The organism is Bradyrhizobium sp. CCBAU 51627 (assembly GCF_028128765.1).
Classification (GTDB): domain Bacteria; phylum Pseudomonadota; class Alphaproteobacteria; order Rhizobiales; family Xanthobacteraceae; genus Bradyrhizobium.
Genome location: NZ_LBJG01000092.1, coordinates 171,511 through 193,147, shown reverse-complemented (window position 1 = coordinate 193,147; position 21,637 = coordinate 171,511). Strand labels below are relative to the sequence as shown.

Here is a 21,637-nt window from a genome sequence, read left to right as displayed (position 1 = left end):
AGCGAGCGCTTGTAGGGTGGGCAAAGGCGCTTCGCGCCGTGCATCTCGCAGTTGCGCATCTCGTTCGGTTGGTAGGCATGCTTCGCTTTGCCCACCCTACGAACGAATAATGCTACGCAAACACCGCGCCAAACCGCTCCAAGAACTGCTTCTCGGCCCGCGCGGCCGTCCAGGGCGTCAGATAGTCGCGCCGGACGCTGTCGGACAGGCCCGGATCCTTGCCGAACAGGCGCCTGGCCTCGTCCTCGCTGAAACCGGCAAGTTCGGTCGCCTCGAGGTAAGCCGCGCCGCGATCGGCAGCCTTGATCGCCAGCGTGATCTCGTCGGGCAGCACGGGCGGCAAGCCGAAGCGGATATGGATGGCGCCAAGCAGGCGTTTCTCCACGGCCTTGTAATGGCCGTCGAGCACCGCCTTGAATGGCGAGATCATGTCGCCGATCACGTATTCGGGCGCATCGTGCAACAGCGCAGCAAGCCGCATGCGCTGGTCAACATTCGGCATCTCGTGCCGCATCACGGTTTCAACGAGCAGCGTGTGCTGCGCGACCGAGAAGATGTGCGCGCCGGTCGTCTGCCCGTTCCAGCGGGCGACGCGCGCCAGCCCATGCGCGATGTCGGCGATCTCGACATCGAGCGGGGAGGGATCGAGCAAATCGAGCCGCCGGCCCGACAGCATGCGTTGCCAGGCGCGGGATGCCGCGCCGCGTGCAGTCTTTTTCGCGGTCATTTGGCCTTGAGGCGCGGCTTGCGCTGCATCTTGCTGCAGGTCGCATGGCAATGGCAGTCGACCAGATGGTCGTTGACCATGCCGGTCGCCTGCATGAAGGCATAGACAATGGTCGGACCGACGAACTTGAAGCCGCGCGAGGACAGCTCCTTGGAGATCTGCACCGACAGCGGCGTCGACGCCGGCACGCCGGCCGTCGTCTTGAAATTGTTGACCTTGGGCCTGCCGTCCATGAAGTCCCACAGCAGCTTCGAGAAGCCCGGTCCATTTTCCATGATGTCGAGATAGGATTTCGCGCTCAGGATCGTGCCCTCGATCTTGGCGCGGTTGCGCACGATGCCGACGTCGTTCATCAGCGCATGCACCTTCTTGTCGGTGTAGCGCGCGATCTTCTCCGGCTGGAAATCGTCGAACGCTTTGCGGAAATTGTCGCGCTTGCGCAGGATCGTGATCCAGGACAGGCCGGCTTGAAAGCCGTCGAGGATCAGCTTTTCATAGAGCGCGCGGTCGTCATATTCAGGCACGCCCCATTCGGTGTCATGATAGGCGACATAGAGCGGGTCTTCGCCTGGCCAGGGGCAGCGGGTCTTTCCGTCGGGATGCAGGCGGGGAGCACGGCTCATGCGGTGGGCTGCTTTGCGGGGATACGGACGATTTCAGGTTCTGCCAACCTCACAGCGAGGCCGCCGGCGGTGAGCGGCTGGCCGGCATCGAGTGCATCGGCGACGCGGTCGATGCGCACCAGTGCGATGCCCTTGCCGTTCGTCGACGAACCCATGGTGCCGACCGGCTTGTCGCCGGCCAGAATGGTCGCGCCCGCCTCGGGCGAGGGGCCGTCGAGCAGCACCTTCACACTGCGGGTGCGCGCGGTGCCGCGATGCTGCATGCGCGAGACGACCTCCTGGCCGACATAGCAGCCCTTGTCGAAATCGACGCCGGCGAGGCGGTCCATGTTGGTCTCGTGCGGGAACGCATCGCTGTACATGAAATCGAGCCCGCCGCGCGGCACGCCGAGCGCGATGCGATGCGCCTCGTAGTCGGATGCGTCGACCAGCTCGGCGCCGATCAGATCGGACAGTTTTTGCTTGAGATCTTCCGGGATCAAAATGCGGTAGCCAAGCTCGCCATTGCGCGGGTCCGTGAAGGCGAGGTCCGGCTGGGCTCCCAGCGGGCCATCCCAGGCCGCGAGCACGCCAAGATCGCCCGTGAGGTTGTCCACCGTCACCTTGGCCCGCAGCTTGTAGAATTTCAGCTTGGTGGCGAGACCGTCGGCCAGCGCCTTCGGGCAGTCGATCAGGAACCCGCCGCCATGGCCGCTAGGGGCTTCCGTGATCAGGAAATCCACGATGATCTTGCCCTGCGGCGTCAGCAGCGCGCCGAATCGCCCCAGGCCCGGCTTGAGCCTGTCGACGTCCGTGGTGATGAGGCCGTTGAGGAAGTTGCGCGCGTCATCGCCCGCGACCTTGATCACGCCCCGGTCGGGAAGAAACGCTGATTTCATGCGAAAATCTCTTGCGACATGTTGCTCCGGAACGTAAGCCCGCGGGGCATAAACGACAAGACCTCGAGCCCTGCGCTTGGGGATGAGAGAGGCCCGATGACCCAGCGTTTCGATCTGATCCTCAAGGGCGGCACCGTCGTCAACCAGGATGGAGAGGGTGTTCGCGATATCGGCATCACGGGCGGTCGTATCGCCGAGCTGGGCCCGCTGTCGCAAGGCTCCGCCGCCGAGGTGATCGACTGCAAGGGCCTTCACATCCTGCCCGGCGTCATGGATACGCAGGTGCATTTCCGCGAGCCCGGGCTGGAGCACAAGGAAGACCTCGAGACCGGCTCGCGCAGTGCCGTGATGGGCGGTGTCACCGCCGTGTTCGAGATGCCGAATACCTCGCCACTGACCGTCACGGAAGCCACCTTCACCGACAAGGTGAAGAGCGCCCATCACCGCATGCATTGCGATTTCGCCTTCTTCATCGGCGGCACCCGCGAGAACGTGCAGGACCTGCCGGTGCTGGAGCGCGCACCGGGCTGCGCCGGCGTGAAAGTCTTCATCGGCTCCTCGACCGGCGCGTTGCTGGTGGAGGACGACGAGAGCCTGCGCCGCATCTTCCAGGTGATCCGCCGCCGTGCCGCGTTCCACGCTGAGGACGAGTACCGCCTCAACGATCGCAAGGCGCTGCGCATCGAGGACGATCCGCGCTCGCATCCGGTCTGGCGCGACGAGACCGCGGCGCTGATGGCGACGCAGCGCCTGGTCAAGCTCGCGCACGAAACCGGCAAGCGCATCCACGTGCTGCACATCTCGACCAAGGAAGAGATCGAGTTCTTGCGCGACCACAAGGACGTCGCCTCCTGCGAGGCGACGCCGCATCATCTCACGCTGGTCGCGCCCGAATGCTACGAGCGGCTCGGCACGCTGGCGCAGATGAACCCGCCGGTGCGCGGCGACGATCATCGCGCAGGGATCTGGCGCGGCATCGAGCAGGGTATCATCGACGTGCTCGGCTCCGACCACGCCCCGCATACGCTGGAAGAGAAGCAGAAGACCTATCCCGCTTCGCCCTCCGGCATGACCGGCGTGCAGACGCTGGTGCCGCTGATGCTCGATCACGTCAATGCGGGCCGCCTGTCGCTGGCCCGTTTCGTCGATCTCACCAGCGCCGGTCCCGCGCGGCTCTACAACATGGCTTGCAAGGGCCGCATCGCCGCCGGCTACGATGCCGATTTCACCGTCGTCGATCTCAAGCGCAGCGAAACCATCACCAACAAATGGGTCGCGTCCAAAGCCGGCTGGACGCCGTATGACGGGTTGCGCGTCACCGGGTGGCCCGTCGGCACGTTTGTGCGCGGCAGGCGCGTGATGTGGCAGGGGGAACTCGTGACGCCGTCGCAGGGCGAAGCGGTGCGGTTTCTGGAGACGCTGAAGCAGTAGGAGGAGGGTTAGCTTCCTGCTCTGCCGTCATGCCCCGGCTTGCCGCCTTCGCTAAAGCTTCGGCGGCCGAGCACCCTTGTGGCCCCGGCGTAGCCTTGGCGGAGCCGGGACCGGGGCATCCAGTACGCCGCGGCGAGGTTGGCCAATATGGCTGCGGGCTCTGGAATACTGGATTGCCCGCTTTCGCGGGCAATGACAGTGTGCCACGGAGCGCCAGCTTAGATTGGGAGAGAGCAATGTCCCAACCCACCGCCCTCATCACCACCGAGCAACTCGCCGCCATTGTCGGCGATCCCGACCTTCGCCTCTACGATTGCACGACCTATCTCGAACCCGCGCCGTCCGGCAGCGACATGCCCTATCGCGCCGTCCCCGGGGACAAGACCTTCGCGGCCGGCCACATCCCGGGCGCCGATTTCCTCGACCTGCAAGGCGAATTCTCCGACGCTTCCGCGCAGCAATTCTTCATGATGGCCGGCGTGGCTCAACTCGAAGCCGCCTTCGGTCGCCACGGCCTCGATGCGACGAGAACGATCGTGCTCTACAGCATCGGCACCATGATGTGGTCGACGCGATTCTGGTGGATGCTGCGCTCACTCGGCGTCGACGCACGGGTGCTCGACGGCGGTTTCGACAAATGGAAGGACGAGGGGCGTCCTGTCGAGACCGGCGCGCCGAAGGGCTATCCGGCCACGACCTTCAAGGCCGCGCCACGCGCCGGCTGCTTCGTCGACAAGACCTTCGTGAAGGCGCGCATCGGCGATCCCGCGACCGTCACGGTTAATGCACTCGGGCCGCAATTTCACCGGGGGCTCGAGCCGAGCCGCTACGGCCGGCCGGGCCGCGTGCCCGGCAGCGTCAATGTACCGGCTGCGACGCTCGTCAATGCCGACAAGACCCTGATCTCGCTCCCTGATGCCGAAGTGAAATTCACCGCGGCGGGTGTCACGCGCGACAAGAACGTGGTCCTCTATTGCGGCGGCGGCATCTCGGCGACGATCGACCTGCTCATGCTGACGCAGCTGGGCTACGATAGACTGACGCTGTACGATGCCTCCATGGGCGAGTGGGCGAGGGACCCGGCGTTGCCGATCGAGACCGACTAGGCGGAGAATCTTACCTTCCAGGGCAGGTAAGAAAATTGGGAACCTATCCTGCCAGCCTGCATCCAATGTCCGGAGCCAACGGAGACAGGTGATTGTCATGCAACGGACCGCAGCCGGCCTGTCCACCGGCGCAAGAAGATCGGAAGCCGAACTGATCGATCGGGCGCGGGGGCGGGACGAGGCTGCGCTCCGCGAGATCATGCAAGCCAACAACCGCAGGCTCTATCGGCTCGCGCGCGGCATCTTGCGCAGCGACAGCGAAGCCGAGGACGTGGTGCAGGAGACCTATGTCCGCGCCTTCACCCATCTCGATGGCTTCAAGGGCGAGTCCGCGCTATCGACCTGGCTGTCCCGCATCGCCATCAACGAGGCGCTTGGCCGGGTGCGAAGCGCAAAACCGCGTGTCGAGCTCGGCGCGGTGGGCGAACAGACGCTCGAGGCGCAGATCATCAAGTTTCCCGTTTCTCCCGCAGGCGATCCGGAAAGGACCATGGCTCAACGCGAAATCCAGCGCGTCGTCGAACGCGCCATCGACGAGTTGCCGGATGTCTTCCGCATGGTGTTCGTCGCCCGGGTCATGGAGGGTATGAGCATCGAGGAGACTGCCGATCTGCTCAGCGTGAAGCCCGAGACCGTGAAGACGCGGCTGCATCGCGCTCGCACCATGCTGCGCGAGAATGTCGAGAAGGAGATCGGCCCTGTCATGATGGACGCGTTTCCGTTCGCCGGCTGGCGCTGCGAGCGCCTGACCGAGGCGGTGCTGAAGCGTCTCGGGGCCGGCTGAAATTTTTCGGGAACGTTTGCGCGAAACGCCCATCCAATTTCTGTGAAGCAACGCCGGAAAAAATCCGGCAGCACAGGAGTATCAAACCATGCTCGTTCGTTGGAGCGCGGCGATCGCCGCAGCCGTTCTGCTATCCAGCCCCGTGTTGCTGCAAGGCGCGCGGGCCGCCGACAAGCTCACCGATCCGCAGATCGCCCACATCGCCTATACCGCCGGCGTGATCGACATCAACGCAGCCAAGCAGGCGCTGAAGAAGGCCAAGAACAAGGATGTCAAGGCGTTCGCCGAGGACATGGTGCGAGACCATGAAGCTGTCAACAAGCAGGCGCTGGCGCTGGTCAAGAAGCTGAACGTCACGCCTGAGGACAACGACACCAGCAAGGCGCTGTCAAAGCAGGCGAGCGACAAGCTGGCCGAGCTCGACAAGCTGAACGGCGCTGCCTTCGACAAGGCCTATGTTGCCAACGAGGTCGCCTATCACAAGACGGTCAACGGCGCGCTGGAGACGCAGCTGATTCCGTCCGCGAGCAATGCCGAGCTGAAGAGCCTGTTGCAGACCGGCCTGAAGATTTTCCAGGGTCATGAGCAGCACGCCGAACACGTCGCGTCCGAGCTGAAGTAAGGAGCGTGCGATGAGGTTGGGACGGCTATCTTTGATCGTCATTGTCTTCGCCGCCACGGCCGTCCCGGCGCACACCGCGACCATCGAGATCACGATGCAGAATCTCGTGATCTCGCCGGCCGAAGTGTCGGCGAAAGTCGGCGACACCATCACCTGGATCAACAAGGACGTCTTCGCCCACACCGCGACGGCGAAGAATGGCGATTTCGACGTCAATTTGCCGCCGAACAAATCGGCGACATCGGTGCTGAAGAAGGCAGGAACGGTCGATTATTACTGCCGCTATCATCCCAACATGAAAGCGACGCTCAAAATCGAACCGTGATGAATGACCGCGCTCATCTGGCGCGGCGATTTCGGCAGTTCTTACTGCCTTGCGAGGCAGACCGAGAATTCGCCGTTGCGAATGCGGGCGGGAAAGCCCTCGACGAACTTCGCCACCGCGTCCTCGCCATAGGTGCCGACGAGCTCGGCCAGCGCCGCAAACAGGCTCGCCTGTGCCAGGCAGTCGCCGTCGACGCCGTCATGGCGCGCTTCGGCCCAGGCCTCGTTCAGATAGCTCAAGGCGGCCTGTTTCTGCTCGTGATCGGGCAGCGGCGCGCGGGCGGGGGCGTAGGAAATCGGCTGGCTCATGAAACTCGATCAGGGCTGGGGCGCGATCCACGGCGATGCGCTGCACGAAGAGGTTTAGCACGGGCATTAACGACCGCTAGGCCACATCTTTAAGAACGGTTAACGGCTGTGAACAAAGTCGATGACAGAGTTCCGACGAGCTCAGTTCGCGTAGCGCGCCGTCAAGTCCCGCGAGATCTTCGAGCCTTCCTCGATGTAGCGGCGGATCGCCACCGTCGCTGCCGGCGTGCAGCTCCGATAGGTCTGCTGAAAGCCGTTATAGCCGCGATTGAAGGCGGCGATCATGCGGGTGCGGCGTTCGCCGGAAGGGGTTTCGGCATCGATCAGCGCCTGCATCTCGTTGCGCCATTTATTGCCCTCGTTAGCGCCGCAGATGCCCCGCAGGTAATGCAATCCGCCGAGGATCTCGGCCAGCCGCTGCAAATCGGCGTCGAACGGCGCCGCCGCGTCCTGGGCCCGGACGGGCGCGGAAGCGCAGGCGAGAATCAGGGCAAAAATGGCCAGAAATCGCGTCGACATCGGCGGGCTGTATGCCCCCTCGGGGGTGATGGCGCAAGGCGTGGCGATCAGGAGCCGACCAGCCGGTGGGCCGACTGGATGATCTCCTCCAGCCCGCCGGTCAGCTTAAGGTCGCCGAGGCTGCCCAGCGCGTCCGGGGCGATCCAGCTGAAATCGTCGAGCTCGTCGTTCAGGGACGGTTCCCTGGCCATCCAGCGGGCGGCAAAGGACATGATCAGGTAATGGCCCGCACCGGGTGCGGCCGGCAGCACCTCGCGCCAGCCGGCAAGGCCGACGATCTCGATCTCGAGCCCGGTTTCCTCGTCGACCTCGCGCTTGAGGGCCCGATGTAGCGATTCGCCAAATTCGACCCGGCCGCCCGGCAGCGAATAGAACCCCTTGGCGGGCGAGCGGGCACGGCGGGTCAGCAGTACCTTGCCGTCTCGGAAAATCGCGGCACTGACCGCGATCTGGGGATGGGTGGGTTGGACGACCACGGACATTTATGAGCGACCTGGCTAGTTGGCCATGATGCTGTCGACGTCGGCTTCCGCGCCGCCATTGATGATGCCGCCGCAGGCCGCGATCAGCGGCTTGACCCAAGCCGTGGCCTGCTCGGCGAGGCGGACCCGGGTCGTGTCCTTCTCGACCTCGCGCATGGCCGAGCCGACCGCTGTCAGAATCGAGGTCATGGTGTCCGTGATGTGGTCGAACTGGGCGCGTACATTTGGCTCGGCTTTTTCATAGGCTTCGATGGCGAGATCCCGTGCCTTGAAATTCGAGGCGGTGAAATGCTCGGCATAGGACAGCGGCGACCAGGTCAAGAAGTCCTCGGCGCATTCCGGCATGTCCGGGATCATCTCCAGCAGCATCACGGCTTCATTGAAATGGTTGAGATAGTCGGTGGCAAGCCCCGTGCGCGGGTTGATGTTGGCCACACGCAACCGTTCCGCCCAGGCCGCAGCCTCAGGGCCCGTCTGTACATGCGTCCGCGCGGGTTGGGAGGCCATTGAGCTCATCGGCCGCAGTGTTAACGTTCGGGGTTAAAAGGACCTGAACGGACCCTATATAGACGCTCAAGGATGTGTGGACGCTTCGTCATAACTTCGGCCCCCGCGGCTTTACGGCAACTGTTCGGCTATATCGAGCAGCCGAATTTCCCGCCCCGGTACAATGTCGCCCCGACGCAACCGATTCCGGTTGTGTTGGCCGAGAATGGCGCGCGCCATTTCCGCCTGATGCGGTGGGGATTGCTGCCGAGCTGGGTGAAGGATCCCAAGGGCTTTACCTTGCTGATCAACGCCCGCTCCGAAACAGTGCTGGAGAAGCCGGCCTTCAAGAAAGCGATTCGCCGCCGGCGCGGGCTGATCCCGGCCGACGGTTACTACGAATGGAAGGCGGAGGACGGCCGCAAGCAGCCCTTCTTCATCCACCGCGCCGACGGTGCGCCGCTCGGCTTCGCCGCGGTGTTCGAGACCTGGATCGGACCGAACGGCGAGGAGCTCGACACGGTCGCGATCGTCACGGCCGCCGCGAGCGAAGATCTCGCCGCGCTGCATGACCGCGTCCCCGTCACCATCACTCCCCACGATTTCGAGCGCTGGCTCGATTGCCGCGGTGACGAGGTCGATGCGATCCTGCCGCTGATGACCGCGCCGCGCATCGGCGAATTCGCCTGGCATCCTGTCTCTACCCGTGTCAACCGCGTCGCCAATGATGACGAGCAGCTATTGCTGCCGATCAGCGCGGAGGAGATGGAGGCGGAGGCTGAGGCTGCCAAGCCCAAGAAGGCAGTGCGGAAGGTTGCCGCTGCGTCATCCGATGACGGGCAGGGGTCGTTGTTCTAGCTCAGCTTGAGCCACTCATTCCGACGTCGTCCCAGCCTTCGCCGGGACGACATCGAGTGTGGGGCGCCGCCTTCACACAATTTCTCGCGCCCTCAACGCCGCAATCTCTGCCGTATCGAATCCCAGTTCATTCAGCACGGCATCCGTATCCGCGCCCAGTGCCGGCGCCATCTGGTCCAGCCGGCCGCCACCATGCGCGAGCTTGAACCCACTGCCGGCAAAGCGCAGGCGGCCGTAGGGCGTATCCAGCTCCTGGATTGCGCCGCGCGCCTTCACTTGCGGATGGTCGATCACCTCCTCGATCTTCCAGATGCTGGCGCAGGGTGCGCCGGCTTCTTCCAGGATCGTCTCCCATTCCCGCGCCGGCCGTTTCGCCAGCGCCTCCTCGATGATGGCGCGCAGCGCCGGTTCGTTCCCGTTGCGCGAAAACCAGTCGGCGAAGCGCGGATCCGACAGCGTGTCCGCGCGACCGAGCGCGGCCATCAGCGCGCGGTATTGCTTCTCGTTGTTCACGGCGAGCAGGATGTAGCCGTCACCGGCCTTGAACAGATTGGCCGTGGTCTTGCGGCTGACCGCTTGGTTGCCCGACAGCTGCTGGCGATGGCCGGCCACCGACCAGTCCGCGATCTGGCCCGACAGAAACGCCAGCGTCGCCTCCAGCATGGAGACATCGACGAGCTGGCCCTTGCCGGTGCGGTCACGCTGGTAGAGCGCACTCGAGACCGCGAACGCGGCCGTCGCGCCCGAGAGCACGTCGCAGACTGCAAATCCCGCGCGCGTCGGTCCGGTCTCGGGGTGACCGGTGATCGCCATGATGCCCGACAGCGCCTGCATCTTGCCGTCATAGCCGGGCCGCAAACGATCCGGTCCGGTCTGGCCGAAGCCTGACACCGCGCAATAGATCAGCTTGGGATTGATTGCCGACAGCGCCTCGCAGCCGATGCCGAGCTTGTCCATCACGCCGGGCCGAAAATTCTCCATGACGACATCGACTTGAGCCGCGAGCTTCTTCACGATCGCGATTGCCTCGGGCTTTTGCAGGTCCAGCGTCAAGCTGCGCTTGTTGCCGTTGATGGCCTGGAATGCGGGCGCCAGCCCGCGCTCGGCCCATTCGCGGCTGAGCGGCGTGCGCCGCATGTCCTCGCCCTCGCGCCGCTCGACCTTTATGACGTCGGCCCCTAACAGTGCGAGCTGGTAGCTCGCATAGGGGCCGGCCAGCACTTGCGTGAAGTCAAGGATCTTCACGCCCTCGAACGGTCGCGTCACGTCGCTCTCCCTTTTTGCTTTGGTTATTCGACGTCAGGCGGCGCGGTTGCCGCGCGCGATCTCCTTCTGCTTGTCGAATTCAGCGCGGCGGCGTGCCAGCTCTTCCGGCGAAAGCTGCGCGACGTTGTTGTAGTCAAGCTTCCAGGACGCATCCCCGCTCCAGCGCAGCGGCGATTGCATGGTGGTTTGCGGCCCGCTTGCGGTCTCCAGCAGCCTCAAGGCCAACTCCAGCGTCTGTGCCTGCGAAGCGACGTCATGCGGCTTGCCGGCGGAATTGCCGAGCGGGAAGTCCGAGAACAGGAAGCGCGGGACAGCGGCGTGCTCGATGATGTCCTTGGCGCAGCCCATGATCACGGTCGCGATGCCATTGGCCTCCAGGTGCCGCGCCACCAGCGCGGTGGTCTGGTGGCAGACCGGGCAGTTCGGCACCAGCACGGCAGCATCGACCTTGTCCGCGAGGCAGCGTGACAGGATCTCCGGCGCGTCGGTGTCGAGCGTGACGCGATGGCTGCGATTGGTCGGCGCGCCGAAGAAGCGCGGGGCGACTTCACCGATGTGCCCCGATGCGCTCGCTTTCAGAAGCTGCGGCAGCGGAAACCAGGTGCCGTTGTCGGTCGCCGACGTGTGCTTGCGGTCGTAGCCGATGTGGGAGATGCGAAGGTCGTGCGGCTGCGACGTGTCGCCGTCATAGACCTGGTAGAATTTCGCGCTGCCATTATACGCCGCGCCAGGTCCCTGATCGCCCTTGGTGGGATCGTAAGGCGCCGCGGTCGTGATGATTGTGACGCGCGACTGCGCCAGCTTCTTCCTCAGCGGCTGAAACGGTGCCGCGGTGTAATGCGCCCAGCGATACGGCGTGGTGTAGCCGATTGCCGCGTAATAGTCGCGCGTGCGCTGCATATAGGGAATGGGGGAGTCATGGTCGGGCGCAAAGCCGAATTCGTCGTCGCGCGGGGCGGACTTATCAGCTGACATGGCGCGTCTCCTGGTTCTTGGTTGGAGCCAGACTAGAGATAGTTCTCGGGTTGCTCAACAGGCCGAAGGGCTGCGCAGGCCAGAATTGCCGCTCCGCAGGGGCTACCGGAAAATATGCAGCGCTGCGTGTTGCAGCAGCATGATCGCCTTGGCGTCGATGATGCGGCCGTCGGCGATCATCGAAAGCGCCTCGTCGATGGAAAGCTCCAGCACCTCGATGTCCTCGCCTTCATGCTCCAGGCCGCCGCCGGCGCTGACGCGCATCGACGGCTCGTACTCCGCGACGAAGAAATGCAGCTTCTCGGTGATGGCGCCGGGGCTCATGAAGGCCTCGAACACTTTTTCGACGTGGTGCAGACGATAGCCGGTTTCCTCCTCCGCCTCGGCGCGGATGCGCAGCTCGGGCTCGGCGTTATCGAGCACGCCGGCGGCGGCCTCGATCAGAAGATCGTCATAGCCGCGGATGAAGGCGGGCAGGCGGAATTGGCGCACCAGGATCACGCTGCGCTGGCCGCGATTGTACGGCAGGATGGCGGCGGCGTTGTCGCGCTCATAGGTCTCGCGATGCTGCGTCTGCCACTCGCCATTAGCGCGCCGGTAGTCGAAGGTCGTGGTCTTCAGGGGCGTCCAGTTGTCCGAGAGCACGCGGACGTCCTTGATGCGGACGCGATCGGAAATGGTCATGACTGTCTTTCAGTGTTCGCGGCCGTCGAGCCACTTCTGGAACATCACCGAGGTGGATTCCTCGAAGCCCAGCGACTGATAGAACGCATTGGCCTGCGCATTCTCGCGGCGGACCAGCAACTGGAGCTTGGCGATTCCGGCCGCGCGCAGCCAGTCTTCGGCCGCCGTCATGATCGCCCGGCCAAAACCTCGCTTGCGCCCATTGGGGTCGACCGCAACATAATAGACCCAGCCGCGATGGCCGTCGTGGCCGACCATGACGGTTGCCACGACTGCGCCATTGTCGCGGCCGATCAGCACGGTCGAATTGTCGCGCCGCCGCGCCAGTGCGATGTCGGCGTGCGGATCGTTCCACGGCCGCGTCAGGCCGCAGCGCTGCCACAGCGTGACGACGGTCTCGACGTCTGCATCTTTGATCGCATCGATCGCAAGAGCGCTCACAGCACCTTCCCCGGATTCATGATGCCATGCGGATCGAGCATCGCCTTGATCGATCGCATCAGCTCGATCGCGGTCTTGTCCTTCACCTCGGGCAGCTCGTCGCGCTTGAGCATGCCGATGCCGTGCTCGGCCGAGATCGAGCCGCCCATGCGCAGCACGATCTCGAACACGACGGCGTTCACCTCGTGCCAGCGCGCCAGGTAATCGGCCGTGTTGGCGCCGATGGGCTGGCTGACATTGTAGTGCAGATTGCCGTCGCCGAGATGGCCGAACGGCACCGGCCGTGCGCCGGGGATCAGCTTGACCACGGCCGCATTGGCTTCCTCGATGAAGGCGGGCACGGCGGCGACGGGGACCGAAATGTCGTGCTTGATCGAGCCGCCCTCCGGCTTCTGCGCCGCCGACATTTCCTCGCGCAGCTTCCAGAAGGCGTTGCGCTGCGCGAGGCTGGCCGCGATCACGGCGTCGTCGACGATCTCTTCTTCCATGGCGCGGCCAAGGATCGTCTCCAGCGGCGTGCGGGCGTCGTCGCTCGGCGAAGACAATTCCATCAGCACGTACCAGGGGTGCTTCTCCGCGAGGGGATCGCGCACGTCGATGCCATGGCGCACCGAGAAATCGACCGCCATCTCCGACAAGAGCTCGAAGCTCGTCAGCGCATTGGCGGCTTCGCTCTGCGCGATGGTCAGAAGCTTCAGCGCCGCCGCCGGCGACTTCAGGCCGACATAGGCCGTCTCGACCGCGCGCGGCTTCGGAAACAGTTTCAACGTCGCCGCGGTGATGATGCCGAGCGTGCCTTCCGCGCCGATGAAGAGGTTGTGCAGATTGTAGCCGGTGTTGTCCTTCTTCAGCTTCGACAGCACGTTGAGCACGCGCCCGTCGGCGAGCACCACTTCCAGCCCCAGCGCCATCTCGCGCGCCACGCCGTAGGCGAGCGCCGCGGTGCCGCCGGCATTGGTCGAGAGATTGCCGCCGATGGTGCAGCTGCCTTCGGCACCGAGCGAGAGCGGAAACAGCCGGTCCACGTCAGATGCTTTCTGCTGCGCGATCTGCAGCACCACGCCGGCTTCGACCGTCATGGTGTTGGAGGCGGTGTCGATTTCGCGGATCTTGTCCAGGCGCCGCAGCGACACCACCACCTCGCCATTGTGCGGAGTCTGGCCGCCGACGAGCCCCGTGTTGCCGCCCTGCGGCACCAGGGCGATTTTGTGCGCGGAAGCGAGCTTGCAGATCGCGGACACTTCCGCCGTCGATCCCGGACGCAGCACCAGCGGCGAACGGCCGTGGAACAGATTGCGCTCCTCGGTGACGTAAGGCTGGATGTCGGCCGCGTCGGTGATCGCGTGACGATCGCTGACGATCTTGCGGAATTGGTCGATCAGCTCCGGCGCAAGCTGCGGGGCGGCGGATTGATTGATGTTCATCGTCTCGTTGTCCACTCTCATCTTCCGACCGCCGCCCGGCGCAGCCGGTCGTTGATCGCTTCGCCCAAGCCTTCTTCCGGGATCGCCATTACCACAATCGCCTTCGGCGCCTTCGCATCCAGGCTGCGAAGATAGCCGAACAGATTGGCGGCGGCTTCATCGAGATCAGCCGCAGGCGACAAATTCATGACAGCAGCAGCGGCCTCTTGGCCGCGCACGTGATCGGGCCCGAACGCCAGCAGCGCTTCGTCAGGCGCAACCTCATCGGCATGAAGCCGCACATGGGCGCGCGGTGCGTAATGCGAGGCCAGCATGCCCGGGGCCAGCGGCTGACTGTCGTCGCTCTCGGCTTCCACCGGCGGTCGCGCCAGCGGCGCACCGAGCACCGCCTCAATCCGCTCGCGCGATAGCCCGCCGGGCCGCAGCAGCATCGGCGTCTCGAAGCAGCCGACAATGGTCGATTCGACGCCGACTGCGACAGGGCCGCCGTCCACGATCAGGTCGATCCGCCCAGCAAGGTCGCTCTCGACATGGGCAGCCAGCGTCGGCGATACATGACCGGAGATGTTGGCCGAGGGCGCCACCACGGCCCCGCCAAAAGCGCGCAGGATCGCCTGCGCCACCGGATGGGCGGGAATGCGGATCGCGACGGTGTCGAGGCCCGCGGTGGCAAGATCGGCGACCGGGCAATCATCCGTCTTCGGCACCACCAGCGTCAGCGGCCCGGGCCAGAACGCCTCGGCAAGCCTCAAAGCGCGCGCATCGAACCGGCCGATCCGCCGTGCGGCCGCAAGATCCGCGACATGGGCGATCAGCGGGTTGAAGGCCGGCCGTCCCTTGGCGCTGTAGATGTGGGCGACCGCCGTGGCATTGGCGGCGTCGGCGCCGAGCCCATAGACCGTCTCAGTCGGAAACGCGACCAGCCCGCCCGCGGCCAGGGTCCGGGCGGCGGCCTCGGCCGCAGCCGCGCCGGCCGGTAAAATCAGCGTTTCAAGACCCGTTTTCACAGGGACAAAATTCCTCAGCTCGGCCGCTTGCGGTGCGCCAAACCCGACGCTATAAGCCGGCCTCTTGTCGGAGTGTGGCTCAGCCCGGTAGAGCACTGCGTTCGGGACGCAGGGGTCGCAGGTTCGAATCCTGCCACTCCGACCATCATTTCAAGTACTTATAGTTTCTATGTTTTTCGGGCGCAATGAAATGCGCAATGATTTGAGGCACGGCAGCCATGCCCGTCGATCTCAAGGCTTTCGCCAAGGGCGTCGAGGAGCAGATAAAGCAGATCCGGGACGATCTTGCGCCGCTGGAAGCCGGGAAAATGACAATCGGGGAACGCGAAGGAAACGGGCCTTGGCGGGACGTCACGCAGGACATGGTCAAGCACCACAAGTCTTCCCTCCGGACCTACGAGCTTATTCTGGCTGACCTCCGGGCACGAATAGCCCGCGGCGAATAGGGTTCAGCTCAGCGCTTTCCCCCAAACGCCTCTGCGGCCTCTTCCTGGAAATCTGGATGGTGATGGCCGTAGCTGGCCTCGAGCTGCTCCACGGTCATACCAAGCCAGCCAGCGGCTTCCCACATATCGACACCTGCCTGCATCAGCCAGGTGGCCGCGGTGTGGCGCAAGGAGTGGCGAACCACGTCATCGCCTAGCCCGGCATCCTCCAGGATCCCCTCCCAAGCCGATCTGATCTTGCCAGCAAGCGGCTGGCCATCGTGCATGCGGTTGACGACGAAGCGAATCTGGTCGCCATTCTTCAAAAGGCCCGCCGCTCGCAGCTCGGACGAGCGCGTCTGGTCGATCTTCCGCCAACGGACCAAGTGAGGGCGTAGCCGGCTGGCAATCTTTGCGGGCGGGCGTCGCTTCTTGGTTGACCGTTCCAAAGCCCCCTTGCCCTGGTACACCATCGCGTCCAGATTCATCCAGGGATGGGTCGTTGTCGGCAGCCACTGTGTTCGGCGGATCGTCTCTTCGCGGCGGGCGCTGTACATGCCAACCAGAGTGAAGCGCGCAGCCGGATAGCGCCGACGGATAATCCATCGCTCACGTCTAATGAGCTTGCCATCTTCCCTGCGTTTCCAGGTGCCCCGCTCGTTGTCCCACACGTAGCCAATCGCAGCGCCGAGCAAGCGGGCGGCTTCATTGCGTGTCAACCATCGGTGACGCCCCTCCGCCTTTGTTGGCAGAGTGATCTTTGGCACCACCCTAAGCGTGTGTTCCGCGTGATACGCGTTAATTGCAGCCCGCAAGTCCTCAAGTCGACGTCGCGCGGTCTGGTCCGAGACCGTACCGTGGCGGGGCTTGATGCCGGCTTTCCTGTTGTTGTCGTTCGGCGTGCCCGTAGACCAGTCTACGAAATCGCGACAAAGCTGAGCCTTGAGTTCACCGACCGTCTTGTCGCCAAAGAAGTTATTGAGATCTAGCAAACGAATGAGCAGCAGGTCGTGCTGGGCCCATGCCCGATGGTCACTTTTGTCCTTAGGACGCTTTGAAATTTCGTAAGCGGTGAGGACGTCAGCTATGGCGAGTACGCCGGGGTCGGTGGCGCCGATTGTGCTGGTATGCCGCTCGCCGATGTAGTTTTCGAGCGCCTTCGCAGCGCCGTCAATGTCGTCGCGGCCGCAGCCTGTGCGGATTTGCCGGCCACGGTCGAGGATGATCCAGATTTCATCATCCTCTCGGAACCAGAGGCGTGGGGGCTTGGCTTTACGGCCCGGCATGATGGCTTGACCAATTTGCGGATGGCGCGAGGTGTGGTCAAATCTTTGCCTGCCACTTTGGCGATTTCAAGAGTCCCAGCGGCTGCGGCCCTGCGCAACGAAGACAAAGTCAATGGGCCGTGGGGAAAGAATACGACAGCGGCCTCGACGAGAGTCATCACTTCGTCCTCGTCCCATTGGGCAGGATCGGGCCGTGCTTTCGCGCGAGCGAGTTTGTCGATCTTGCGCTTTGGCATATCTTGAACGCGGTGCTCGTGAGTGCTCCAGGCCTTTGGATCGGCCGATGGGTTTCAAGGTGTATGCGAAATCTGCTCTTCGAGAAGCGCTGCATCTCGTTGATGCGGCAATCGGTGGCTTCCGAGTGCAAATCGGACAATTTCGGACTCTTAATCAGCGGGTCCCAGGTTCGGGCCCTGGTGCGCCCACCATAAAAGCCCTTCTCGATCAATCGCTTGGGCGAGCCGCTTTTCGAGAACAAAACGGGTCTCGTGCGAAATTATTTGGAATCGGACGTTACACGACCGGACCGGGTGTCGACCTTATCCTTTGTTTCTGTACCTTCACCCATTCGATACAGCGCGGAAATCCGATGGTACAGGCCGATCACGTGCTCGTCGTAGGATTAGGATACAAGAGCGAGCAAAACGGGCAATCTGTTATGCCCGTCGCCGCAGGCTATTGATTTGCTCCAGTGTCCACCTGGCTATCAAAGGTCTATCGTTCCGCATGGCGGTGAGGTCGCAGAGGCGGGCAGTCGCGGCGAGCAAATGAATCCACCCTCCGAGGGCACCATAAGCCCGCAATGTGCGTGGCGATCGGTTGCCACAGTCCGGGCCGTAAATTGTACGACGATCCTGTGGTCGCTTGTCAGGCGAGGGCTTGTAGGTGGCGATGTAGGGATGGGCGATGTCGTTCCGAGTCGGCCGACGGCGACTTTACCTGGATCGGCCTGGATACATCGAGCGGCAGTGCTCGCCGGCTGTAGACGTTGCGCACCGCGAGACCAGAGCGGATGCTCGCGACGCCGGCGATCCGGGATATGCGTGCAATCAGATTTTCGAGGTCGGAGACGTCGGACACAATGGCACGCAACAGATAATCCTGATCTCCGACCTTGAGATAGCAGTCCATGATTTCGGCGATGCGGCCGACTTCAGTAGCAAAGCCGTCGCGGGCACTCTGCACGTGTTTTTCCAACGTCACCTGGATGAATGCCATGACGCGCAGGCCGACAATCTGCCGACGGTCTTCAAGTTTGACCAACAGTTTCTCGATTGGTGTGTATGACCACCAATGCTGGTAGGTCACTCGAGCCCGCACTCTCGCTAAAGTGCCCAGTACCCAGAGGCGAGGGGCCTCACGGGAAAGCCGGGTGGGTAGCCTTGTGATCCCCGAGGCTGACTACTGAGCCAGCGGCACGTGATAGGGACAGCGCCTTCCTTGCTCCAATGAGGGTGCCGAGTCACGTCGCCCCTGGCTGTCCGGCGAAGCGGATGCGGCAGAGATAGCGCATTTGTCGATCCTCCCCGGGTGGACATAGGCGCCGAGTCGCATCCGCGCTGCTTTCTGGTTGAACTCCACGAATCGGGTCCAATTTTTACGCCTTACCGGCTGATGCGCCTGATGGAGCTTGGTAACGCATTTGACGCAACGGACACAATCGTCTTGGATACGAGAAACTTGCGTGGAGCGCGACCCGGTAAGCGGCGCGACGGTTCGAAAGCAACTGATGCGCGATCCGAATGGCCAGTCCCACACGGTCCACGAGCCGGGGAGCCCGTGAGGTCAATCAGTCATAAATGTCCAGTGGATTGGCTGCGCGCCAATCCGGCGCGTAGCCCCGAGCGGCTGCCGCTGATCGCAAGCGCGCCGAATGGCTATTGTCTGAGACGTAAACGTCGATATTGCTCTCGACGGCAAGCGGCCACATGGGCCGCTTTCCGTTTTGTAAATTGCCGCGCAGGTCCGTCAGCTTTCGGTAAGCCAACCCCGATAAAGAATCGTTTGTTTAACGGGGGCGTGGCAGGGACAGCGCATGAGCTGAAGGACCACCATGTGCCGAGTTACGCTTCCGTTAAGCATTGCCGTTCGGATGCGGCAGGGATAGTGCCTCATGATGCCGCCCAGGCTGTCAGGCGCCGAGCGGCGTTCGCACAGCTTCCGACTCACGGGTTAGTTCTCATTCTGGCGATTTCGCTCGTCTTGCGAGCAATAAGCTCCTGATCAGTTTCTTGCCACCGTTAAAGGTGAGCTTGGGGCAGCTAGCTGGGCGGCAGGAACAGTGCGCTGCCCCTACGTATCCGTGGGGTATAAGCGCCGAGTCAAGTTTTGCTAAGTTCGGGCCGGGTAGGGACAGCGTCTGCTCCAGCGCAACAAACGACGTCGAGTCGCGCCCGCACTGCTTCCGATCAACATCGCCAACACTCTGAAACGGAAGGAGATTGCCTAGCTGAATCCCGTCCGCTGTTGCCTTGTTGCAATTGTGTGCGCCATCCGTGGCGACGACCACGCCGACAGCGTCGCCGATTCTTCAACGAGGTGCTCCTTCGCGGTCGCAATGGGGTGCTTCTATTACGCTCCGTCTGGATTTACTCCGCCAACATTCTTGCGTCTCTCATGTGCGTTTGGCTTGTGATTCTTGTTTATGCGAGGCGCGCGTGTCTGGTCACCTGTGTCTCCAATTGTTTACGGCAAAGACTCAGCTTAGAGAGTCGCCGACGAGAATGGGACCGACCGATTTTGGTAGGTGCCCTGGGTACTTCTCGAAGATACAACATTGTAGCCCTTGAGAATTTGAGCCTCATGGGAGCAAAGGTGGCCAGCCCCAGTCTTCGTGACCGGGGTTGGCCACCAGCGCTTGCGACGCCATGCACACAGAGTAGCTCCAGGCCAACGAATGCATATGTTCGAGCGGTATATCACGTCCCTGCGATCGCAAGCGCTTGCGGTGCTTGCAGCCAATCAGGCCCGTGCCGCCGATCAGTCGCTGGGACTATCAGATCGCAAGGCCGCCACATTTAACATCGAGGAAGTTCAGGCAATGCTAGCCATACTCGATTGCATGAATCCAAACATGCAGCCGAAGGAAGCATGGCAGATCGCTGCGCGCATACGCGCGGTTCTAGAGGCGCCACATGGGGTGGAGCCCGTTCGGGTAGCATGTTTTTGAGACCACAAGATGTGAGCTTCAGTAAGTGCCCGTCCGATCTTGAACGAGGAAGCTAGACTTGGCGAAACTTTAGCCTACCCCTTGAGGATCGAATGGACACCTATAAGAATGAGCCACTGACGCCGAAACGCCGTGGTGCCAAGCTTGATCGTAGGTGACCTGACGAAGGCTGCAGCGCGCTCCAGTTCAATATTTTCGGCGAAGGCCATCGCCAAGAGGTCAAGTGTTCCGCCAGGAAGGCGTGGATGGAACGAGATCGCTCCACAAGACCTCTTTCATTTAAGCCAAATCTTTCCTGCCCCCTGCGCAGAAGTCGGAGCGTTGCGACGACAGCGCAGCACAGGTAAACAGATCGCAGCTGGGCCCAACTGAAGGTCATCGCCCCAAATTCGTCCGCGCCTGTACGGAAGGCTTTCAGCAGTTGCATGATGCGCTTTCGCGCTGAGCAGCGGATGTCCGCCGTGGTGCATTCCCGCAACCGCAGGAGTCCTATCGGCTTTCCAAAGGCGTCGGCGAGGCTATTGCAAACTGGCCCCGTCCAACTCAATTTAATATTGAGCTCGACATGCAAACAATCACGAGCGTCGCTGAACTTCGCCGCACTCTCACAAAATCCCGCAGTGCGATCAACGGGTCGGATTCGTGCCGACGATGGGCTATCCCCACGGTGGCCACCTGGCGCTGATTGCGGCAAGACAGGCGAAATGCGATGTGAGCGTCGTCACAGGAAGTCTATCCGAGCAATTTCGAAACCTTTGTTGAACCTGGCGACCTCGCGAGACCTCTGTGCGGAGCCTTGAGGCCTGGACATTTTCGCGGTGTCGCGACTGTCGTATGCAAATTGTTCAACATGGTGCAGCCTGACAACGTCTTTTGGCCAGAAGGATTGTCAGCATTGCACAGTCGTGCGTCGTATGGTGGTTGATCTCAGTCTCCCTATCGAGATCATCACCGTACCAAACGGTTCGCGAAAAGGATGGGCTCGGCATGAGTAGTCGCAACCGCTATCTCAGCAAGAGAGAACGTCAGTAGGCCCTAGCGATCAACCAGGGACTATCCGCAGCGCTCGATGATTTTCGGTCGGGAGAGCGCAACGTAGAAAAGCTGATTGCGGCCGCAAAGGCGCATTTAGAGGGGGTTGACAGACTGCAGTATCGACGGTGACACGGCTCAAAGCCGCCGACAGTCCACTGCGGCTCCCCGCGATGCTATGTGCGGCCGCCTACGTTGGCTCAACGCGCTGATCGACAAGTAATCCCGGCGTTGCCAACTCGGTGGCGCAAGGCGTGGCCAAGCCGCGCACAGCTTAGTCAGCTGACAGAAACGTTCAGGCGCTATTCTGAGAGGTGTATCGAGCTGGCAGCAGAGGGCGAGCTCCGAGAGGACTTTGTTCGGCGAGTAGCGAAGCGATATCGCGTGCCCACGGAATATGTAGGGCCGTGAACTGTGTGTCCGGCAACCCGCAAGTCTTGCGACGGAGATCACCGGCCAATTCGACAAACCTTGGTATAGTGCTTTGCAGCCGATGCTATATCACCCACTTACCTTTGTAGAGTTGAGCACCGGTCAGATCGTTTGTACTTTCGATGTCGAACCTGGATCGTTCGGTCTGCGGGACAGTGCGAAGCCTGAACTAACGCCTTGCTAGAAGTCGTTGCGTTCCAATCAGTTGTTAAGACGAACATCTTGGTTCGAATCTTTGGCCGAGTGCACGCAAAAAGGGCAGGGACTTCGTAGCTGGGGCTCTGGCACAGTCGCCGCGTTGCCGATCATTGCCATAGTAAGTTGCTGGCAAATTTACATCCCACTCC

Annotated in this window: 23 protein-coding genes, 1 tRNA gene and 1 pseudogene; 10 read left to right on the top strand and 15 right to left on the bottom strand. The window is 62.7% G+C overall.

Going from position 1 to position 21,637, the window contains the following annotated elements:
• Positions 1-112 precede the first annotated feature (112 nt).
• Genes XH88_RS37245 through ygfZ form a run of 3 tightly spaced genes read right to left on the bottom strand, consistent with a single transcriptional unit; the run spans position 113 to position 2,228 of the window.
• The gene (locus XH88_RS37245) at positions 113-727 is read right to left on the bottom strand and encodes an HD family hydrolase (RefSeq protein ID WP_271673127.1); all 615 of its coding nucleotides are present in this window, start codon (positions 725-727) and stop codon (positions 113-115) included.
• Positions 724-1,350: a DNA-3-methyladenine glycosylase I gene (locus tag XH88_RS37240; RefSeq protein ID WP_271673126.1), complete on the bottom strand. Its 627-nt coding sequence runs from the start codon at positions 1,348-1,350 to the stop codon at positions 724-726. Before XH88_RS37240 ends, XH88_RS37245 begins: the two co-directional genes overlap by 4 nt.
• A complete protein-coding gene (gene ygfZ, locus XH88_RS37235; protein ID WP_271673125.1) occupies positions 1,347-2,228 on the bottom strand; it encodes a CAF17-like 4Fe-4S cluster assembly/insertion protein YgfZ in 882 nt (293 codons plus the stop codon). The genes XH88_RS37240 and ygfZ overlap by 4 nt, the downstream gene beginning before the upstream one ends.
• Positions 2,229-2,324: 96 nt before the next feature.
• Here ygfZ and XH88_RS37230 point away from each other — a divergent pair, with 96 nt between their 5' ends.
• The 5 genes from XH88_RS37230 (at position 2,325) to XH88_RS37210 (ending at position 6,496) form a co-directional block, all read left to right on the top strand.
• A complete protein-coding gene (locus XH88_RS37230) occupies positions 2,325-3,659 on the top strand; it encodes a dihydroorotase (protein WP_271673124.1) in 1,335 nt (444 codons plus the stop codon).
• Between the two features lie 236 nt (positions 3,660-3,895).
• Complete coding sequence (locus tag XH88_RS37225; RefSeq protein ID WP_271673123.1) at positions 3,896-4,765, top strand: sulfurtransferase; 870 nt, start codon at positions 3,896-3,898, stop codon at positions 4,763-4,765.
• A gap of 97 nt (positions 4,766-4,862) precedes the next feature.
• Positions 4,863-5,549: an RNA polymerase sigma factor gene (locus tag XH88_RS37220; protein ID WP_271673122.1), complete on the top strand. Its 687-nt coding sequence runs from the start codon at positions 4,863-4,865 to the stop codon at positions 5,547-5,549.
• A gap of 88 nt (positions 5,550-5,637) precedes the next feature.
• Positions 5,638-6,171, top strand: coding sequence for a DUF4142 domain-containing protein (locus tag XH88_RS37215; RefSeq protein WP_271673121.1), 534 nt, complete (start codon positions 5,638-5,640; stop codon positions 6,169-6,171).
• Positions 6,172-6,181: 10 nt separating this feature from the next.
• Positions 6,182-6,496, top strand: coding sequence for a cupredoxin domain-containing protein (locus XH88_RS37210; protein ID WP_271673120.1), 315 nt, complete (start codon positions 6,182-6,184; stop codon positions 6,494-6,496).
• A gap of 41 nt (positions 6,497-6,537) precedes the next feature.
• On the opposite strand, the gene XH88_RS37205 is transcribed toward XH88_RS37210, so the two are convergent.
• The 4 genes from XH88_RS37205 to XH88_RS37190 form a co-directional block, all read right to left on the bottom strand.
• Positions 6,538-6,804 (bottom strand): hypothetical protein, encoded by a 267-nt coding sequence (locus XH88_RS37205; protein ID WP_092227477.1) that lies wholly within the window; start codon positions 6,802-6,804, stop codon positions 6,538-6,540.
• 141 nt (positions 6,805-6,945) lie between these two features.
• On the bottom strand, positions 6,946-7,323 hold the full coding sequence (locus XH88_RS37200) for a TIGR02301 family protein (RefSeq protein WP_271673119.1): 378 nt from the start codon (positions 7,321-7,323) through the stop codon (positions 6,946-6,948).
• A gap of 47 nt (positions 7,324-7,370) precedes the next feature.
• Positions 7,371-7,805, bottom strand: a complete 435-nt coding sequence (locus XH88_RS37195; protein WP_271673118.1) for an NUDIX hydrolase — start codon at positions 7,803-7,805, stop codon at positions 7,371-7,373.
• A gap of 15 nt (positions 7,806-7,820) precedes the next feature.
• A complete protein-coding gene (locus tag XH88_RS37190; RefSeq protein ID WP_271673117.1) occupies positions 7,821-8,321 on the bottom strand; it encodes a hypothetical protein in 501 nt (166 codons plus the stop codon).
• Between the two features lie 63 nt (positions 8,322-8,384).
• On the opposite strand from XH88_RS37190, the gene XH88_RS37185 reads away from it, so the two are divergent.
• Entirely contained in the window at positions 8,385-9,149 is a 765-nt protein-coding gene (locus tag XH88_RS37185) for an SOS response-associated peptidase (RefSeq protein ID WP_271673116.1), read from the top strand.
• Positions 9,150-9,221: 72 nt separating this feature from the next.
• On the opposite strand, the gene XH88_RS37180 is transcribed toward XH88_RS37185, so the two are convergent.
• The 6 genes from XH88_RS37180 to XH88_RS37155 form a co-directional block, all read right to left on the bottom strand.
• Positions 9,222-10,415: a CaiB/BaiF CoA transferase family protein gene (locus XH88_RS37180; protein WP_271673115.1), complete on the bottom strand. Its 1,194-nt coding sequence runs from the start codon at positions 10,413-10,415 to the stop codon at positions 9,222-9,224.
• A gap of 33 nt (positions 10,416-10,448) precedes the next feature.
• Complete coding sequence (locus tag XH88_RS37175; RefSeq protein ID WP_271673114.1) at positions 10,449-11,390, bottom strand: glycine/sarcosine/betaine reductase selenoprotein B family protein; 942 nt, start codon at positions 11,388-11,390, stop codon at positions 10,449-10,451.
• Between the two features lie 102 nt (positions 11,391-11,492).
• Complete coding sequence (locus XH88_RS37170) at positions 11,493-12,074, bottom strand: NUDIX domain-containing protein (protein WP_271673113.1); 582 nt, start codon at positions 12,072-12,074, stop codon at positions 11,493-11,495.
• 9 nt (positions 12,075-12,083) lie between these two features.
• A complete protein-coding gene (locus XH88_RS37165; protein WP_271673112.1) occupies positions 12,084-12,515 on the bottom strand; it encodes a GNAT family acetyltransferase in 432 nt (143 codons plus the stop codon).
• Positions 12,512-13,939 carry an FAD-binding oxidoreductase gene (locus tag XH88_RS37160; RefSeq protein WP_271673173.1) on the bottom strand — a complete coding sequence of 476 codons (1,428 nt, stop codon included), beginning with the start codon at positions 13,937-13,939 and terminating at the stop codon, positions 12,512-12,514. The genes XH88_RS37165 and XH88_RS37160 overlap by 4 nt, the downstream gene beginning before the upstream one ends.
• Positions 13,940-13,956: 17 nt before the next feature.
• The gene (locus tag XH88_RS37155; RefSeq protein ID WP_271673111.1) at positions 13,957-14,946 is read right to left on the bottom strand and encodes an L-threonylcarbamoyladenylate synthase; all 990 of its coding nucleotides are present in this window, start codon (positions 14,944-14,946) and stop codon (positions 13,957-13,959) included.
• A 68-nt stretch (positions 14,947-15,014) separates the two neighbouring features.
• On the opposite strand from XH88_RS37155, the gene XH88_RS37150 reads away from it, so the two are divergent.
• Positions 15,015-15,091 (top strand) — tRNA-Pro (locus tag XH88_RS37150).
• A 73-nt stretch (positions 15,092-15,164) separates the two neighbouring features.
• Positions 15,165-15,392 carry a hypothetical protein gene (locus XH88_RS37145; RefSeq protein WP_271526577.1) on the top strand — a complete coding sequence of 76 codons (228 nt, stop codon included), beginning with the start codon at positions 15,165-15,167 and terminating at the stop codon, positions 15,390-15,392.
• A gap of 8 nt (positions 15,393-15,400) precedes the next feature.
• On the opposite strand, the gene XH88_RS37140 is transcribed toward XH88_RS37145, so the two are convergent.
• On the bottom strand, positions 15,401-16,657 hold the full coding sequence (locus XH88_RS37140; protein WP_271673110.1) for a hypothetical protein: 1,257 nt from the start codon (positions 16,655-16,657) through the stop codon (positions 15,401-15,403).
• Positions 16,658-16,940: 283 nt separating this feature from the next.
• On the opposite strand from XH88_RS37140, the gene XH88_RS37135 reads away from it, so the two are divergent.
• On the top strand, positions 16,941-17,339 hold the full coding sequence (locus tag XH88_RS37135) for a hypothetical protein (RefSeq protein ID WP_271673109.1): 399 nt from the start codon (positions 16,941-16,943) through the stop codon (positions 17,337-17,339).
• A gap of 185 nt (positions 17,340-17,524) precedes the next feature.
• Here XH88_RS37135 and XH88_RS37130 read toward each other — a convergent pair whose 3' ends face one another.
• Positions 17,525-17,920: an Lrp/AsnC family transcriptional regulator gene (locus tag XH88_RS37130; protein WP_271673108.1), complete on the bottom strand. Its 396-nt coding sequence runs from the start codon at positions 17,918-17,920 to the stop codon at positions 17,525-17,527.
• A 2,471-nt stretch (positions 17,921-20,391) separates the two neighbouring features.
• On the opposite strand from XH88_RS37130, the pseudogene XH88_RS37120 reads away from it, so the two are divergent.
• Positions 20,392-21,070 (top strand): annotated as a pseudogene (locus XH88_RS37120) (4-phosphopantoate--beta-alanine ligase).
• Positions 21,071-21,637 lie beyond the last annotated feature (567 nt).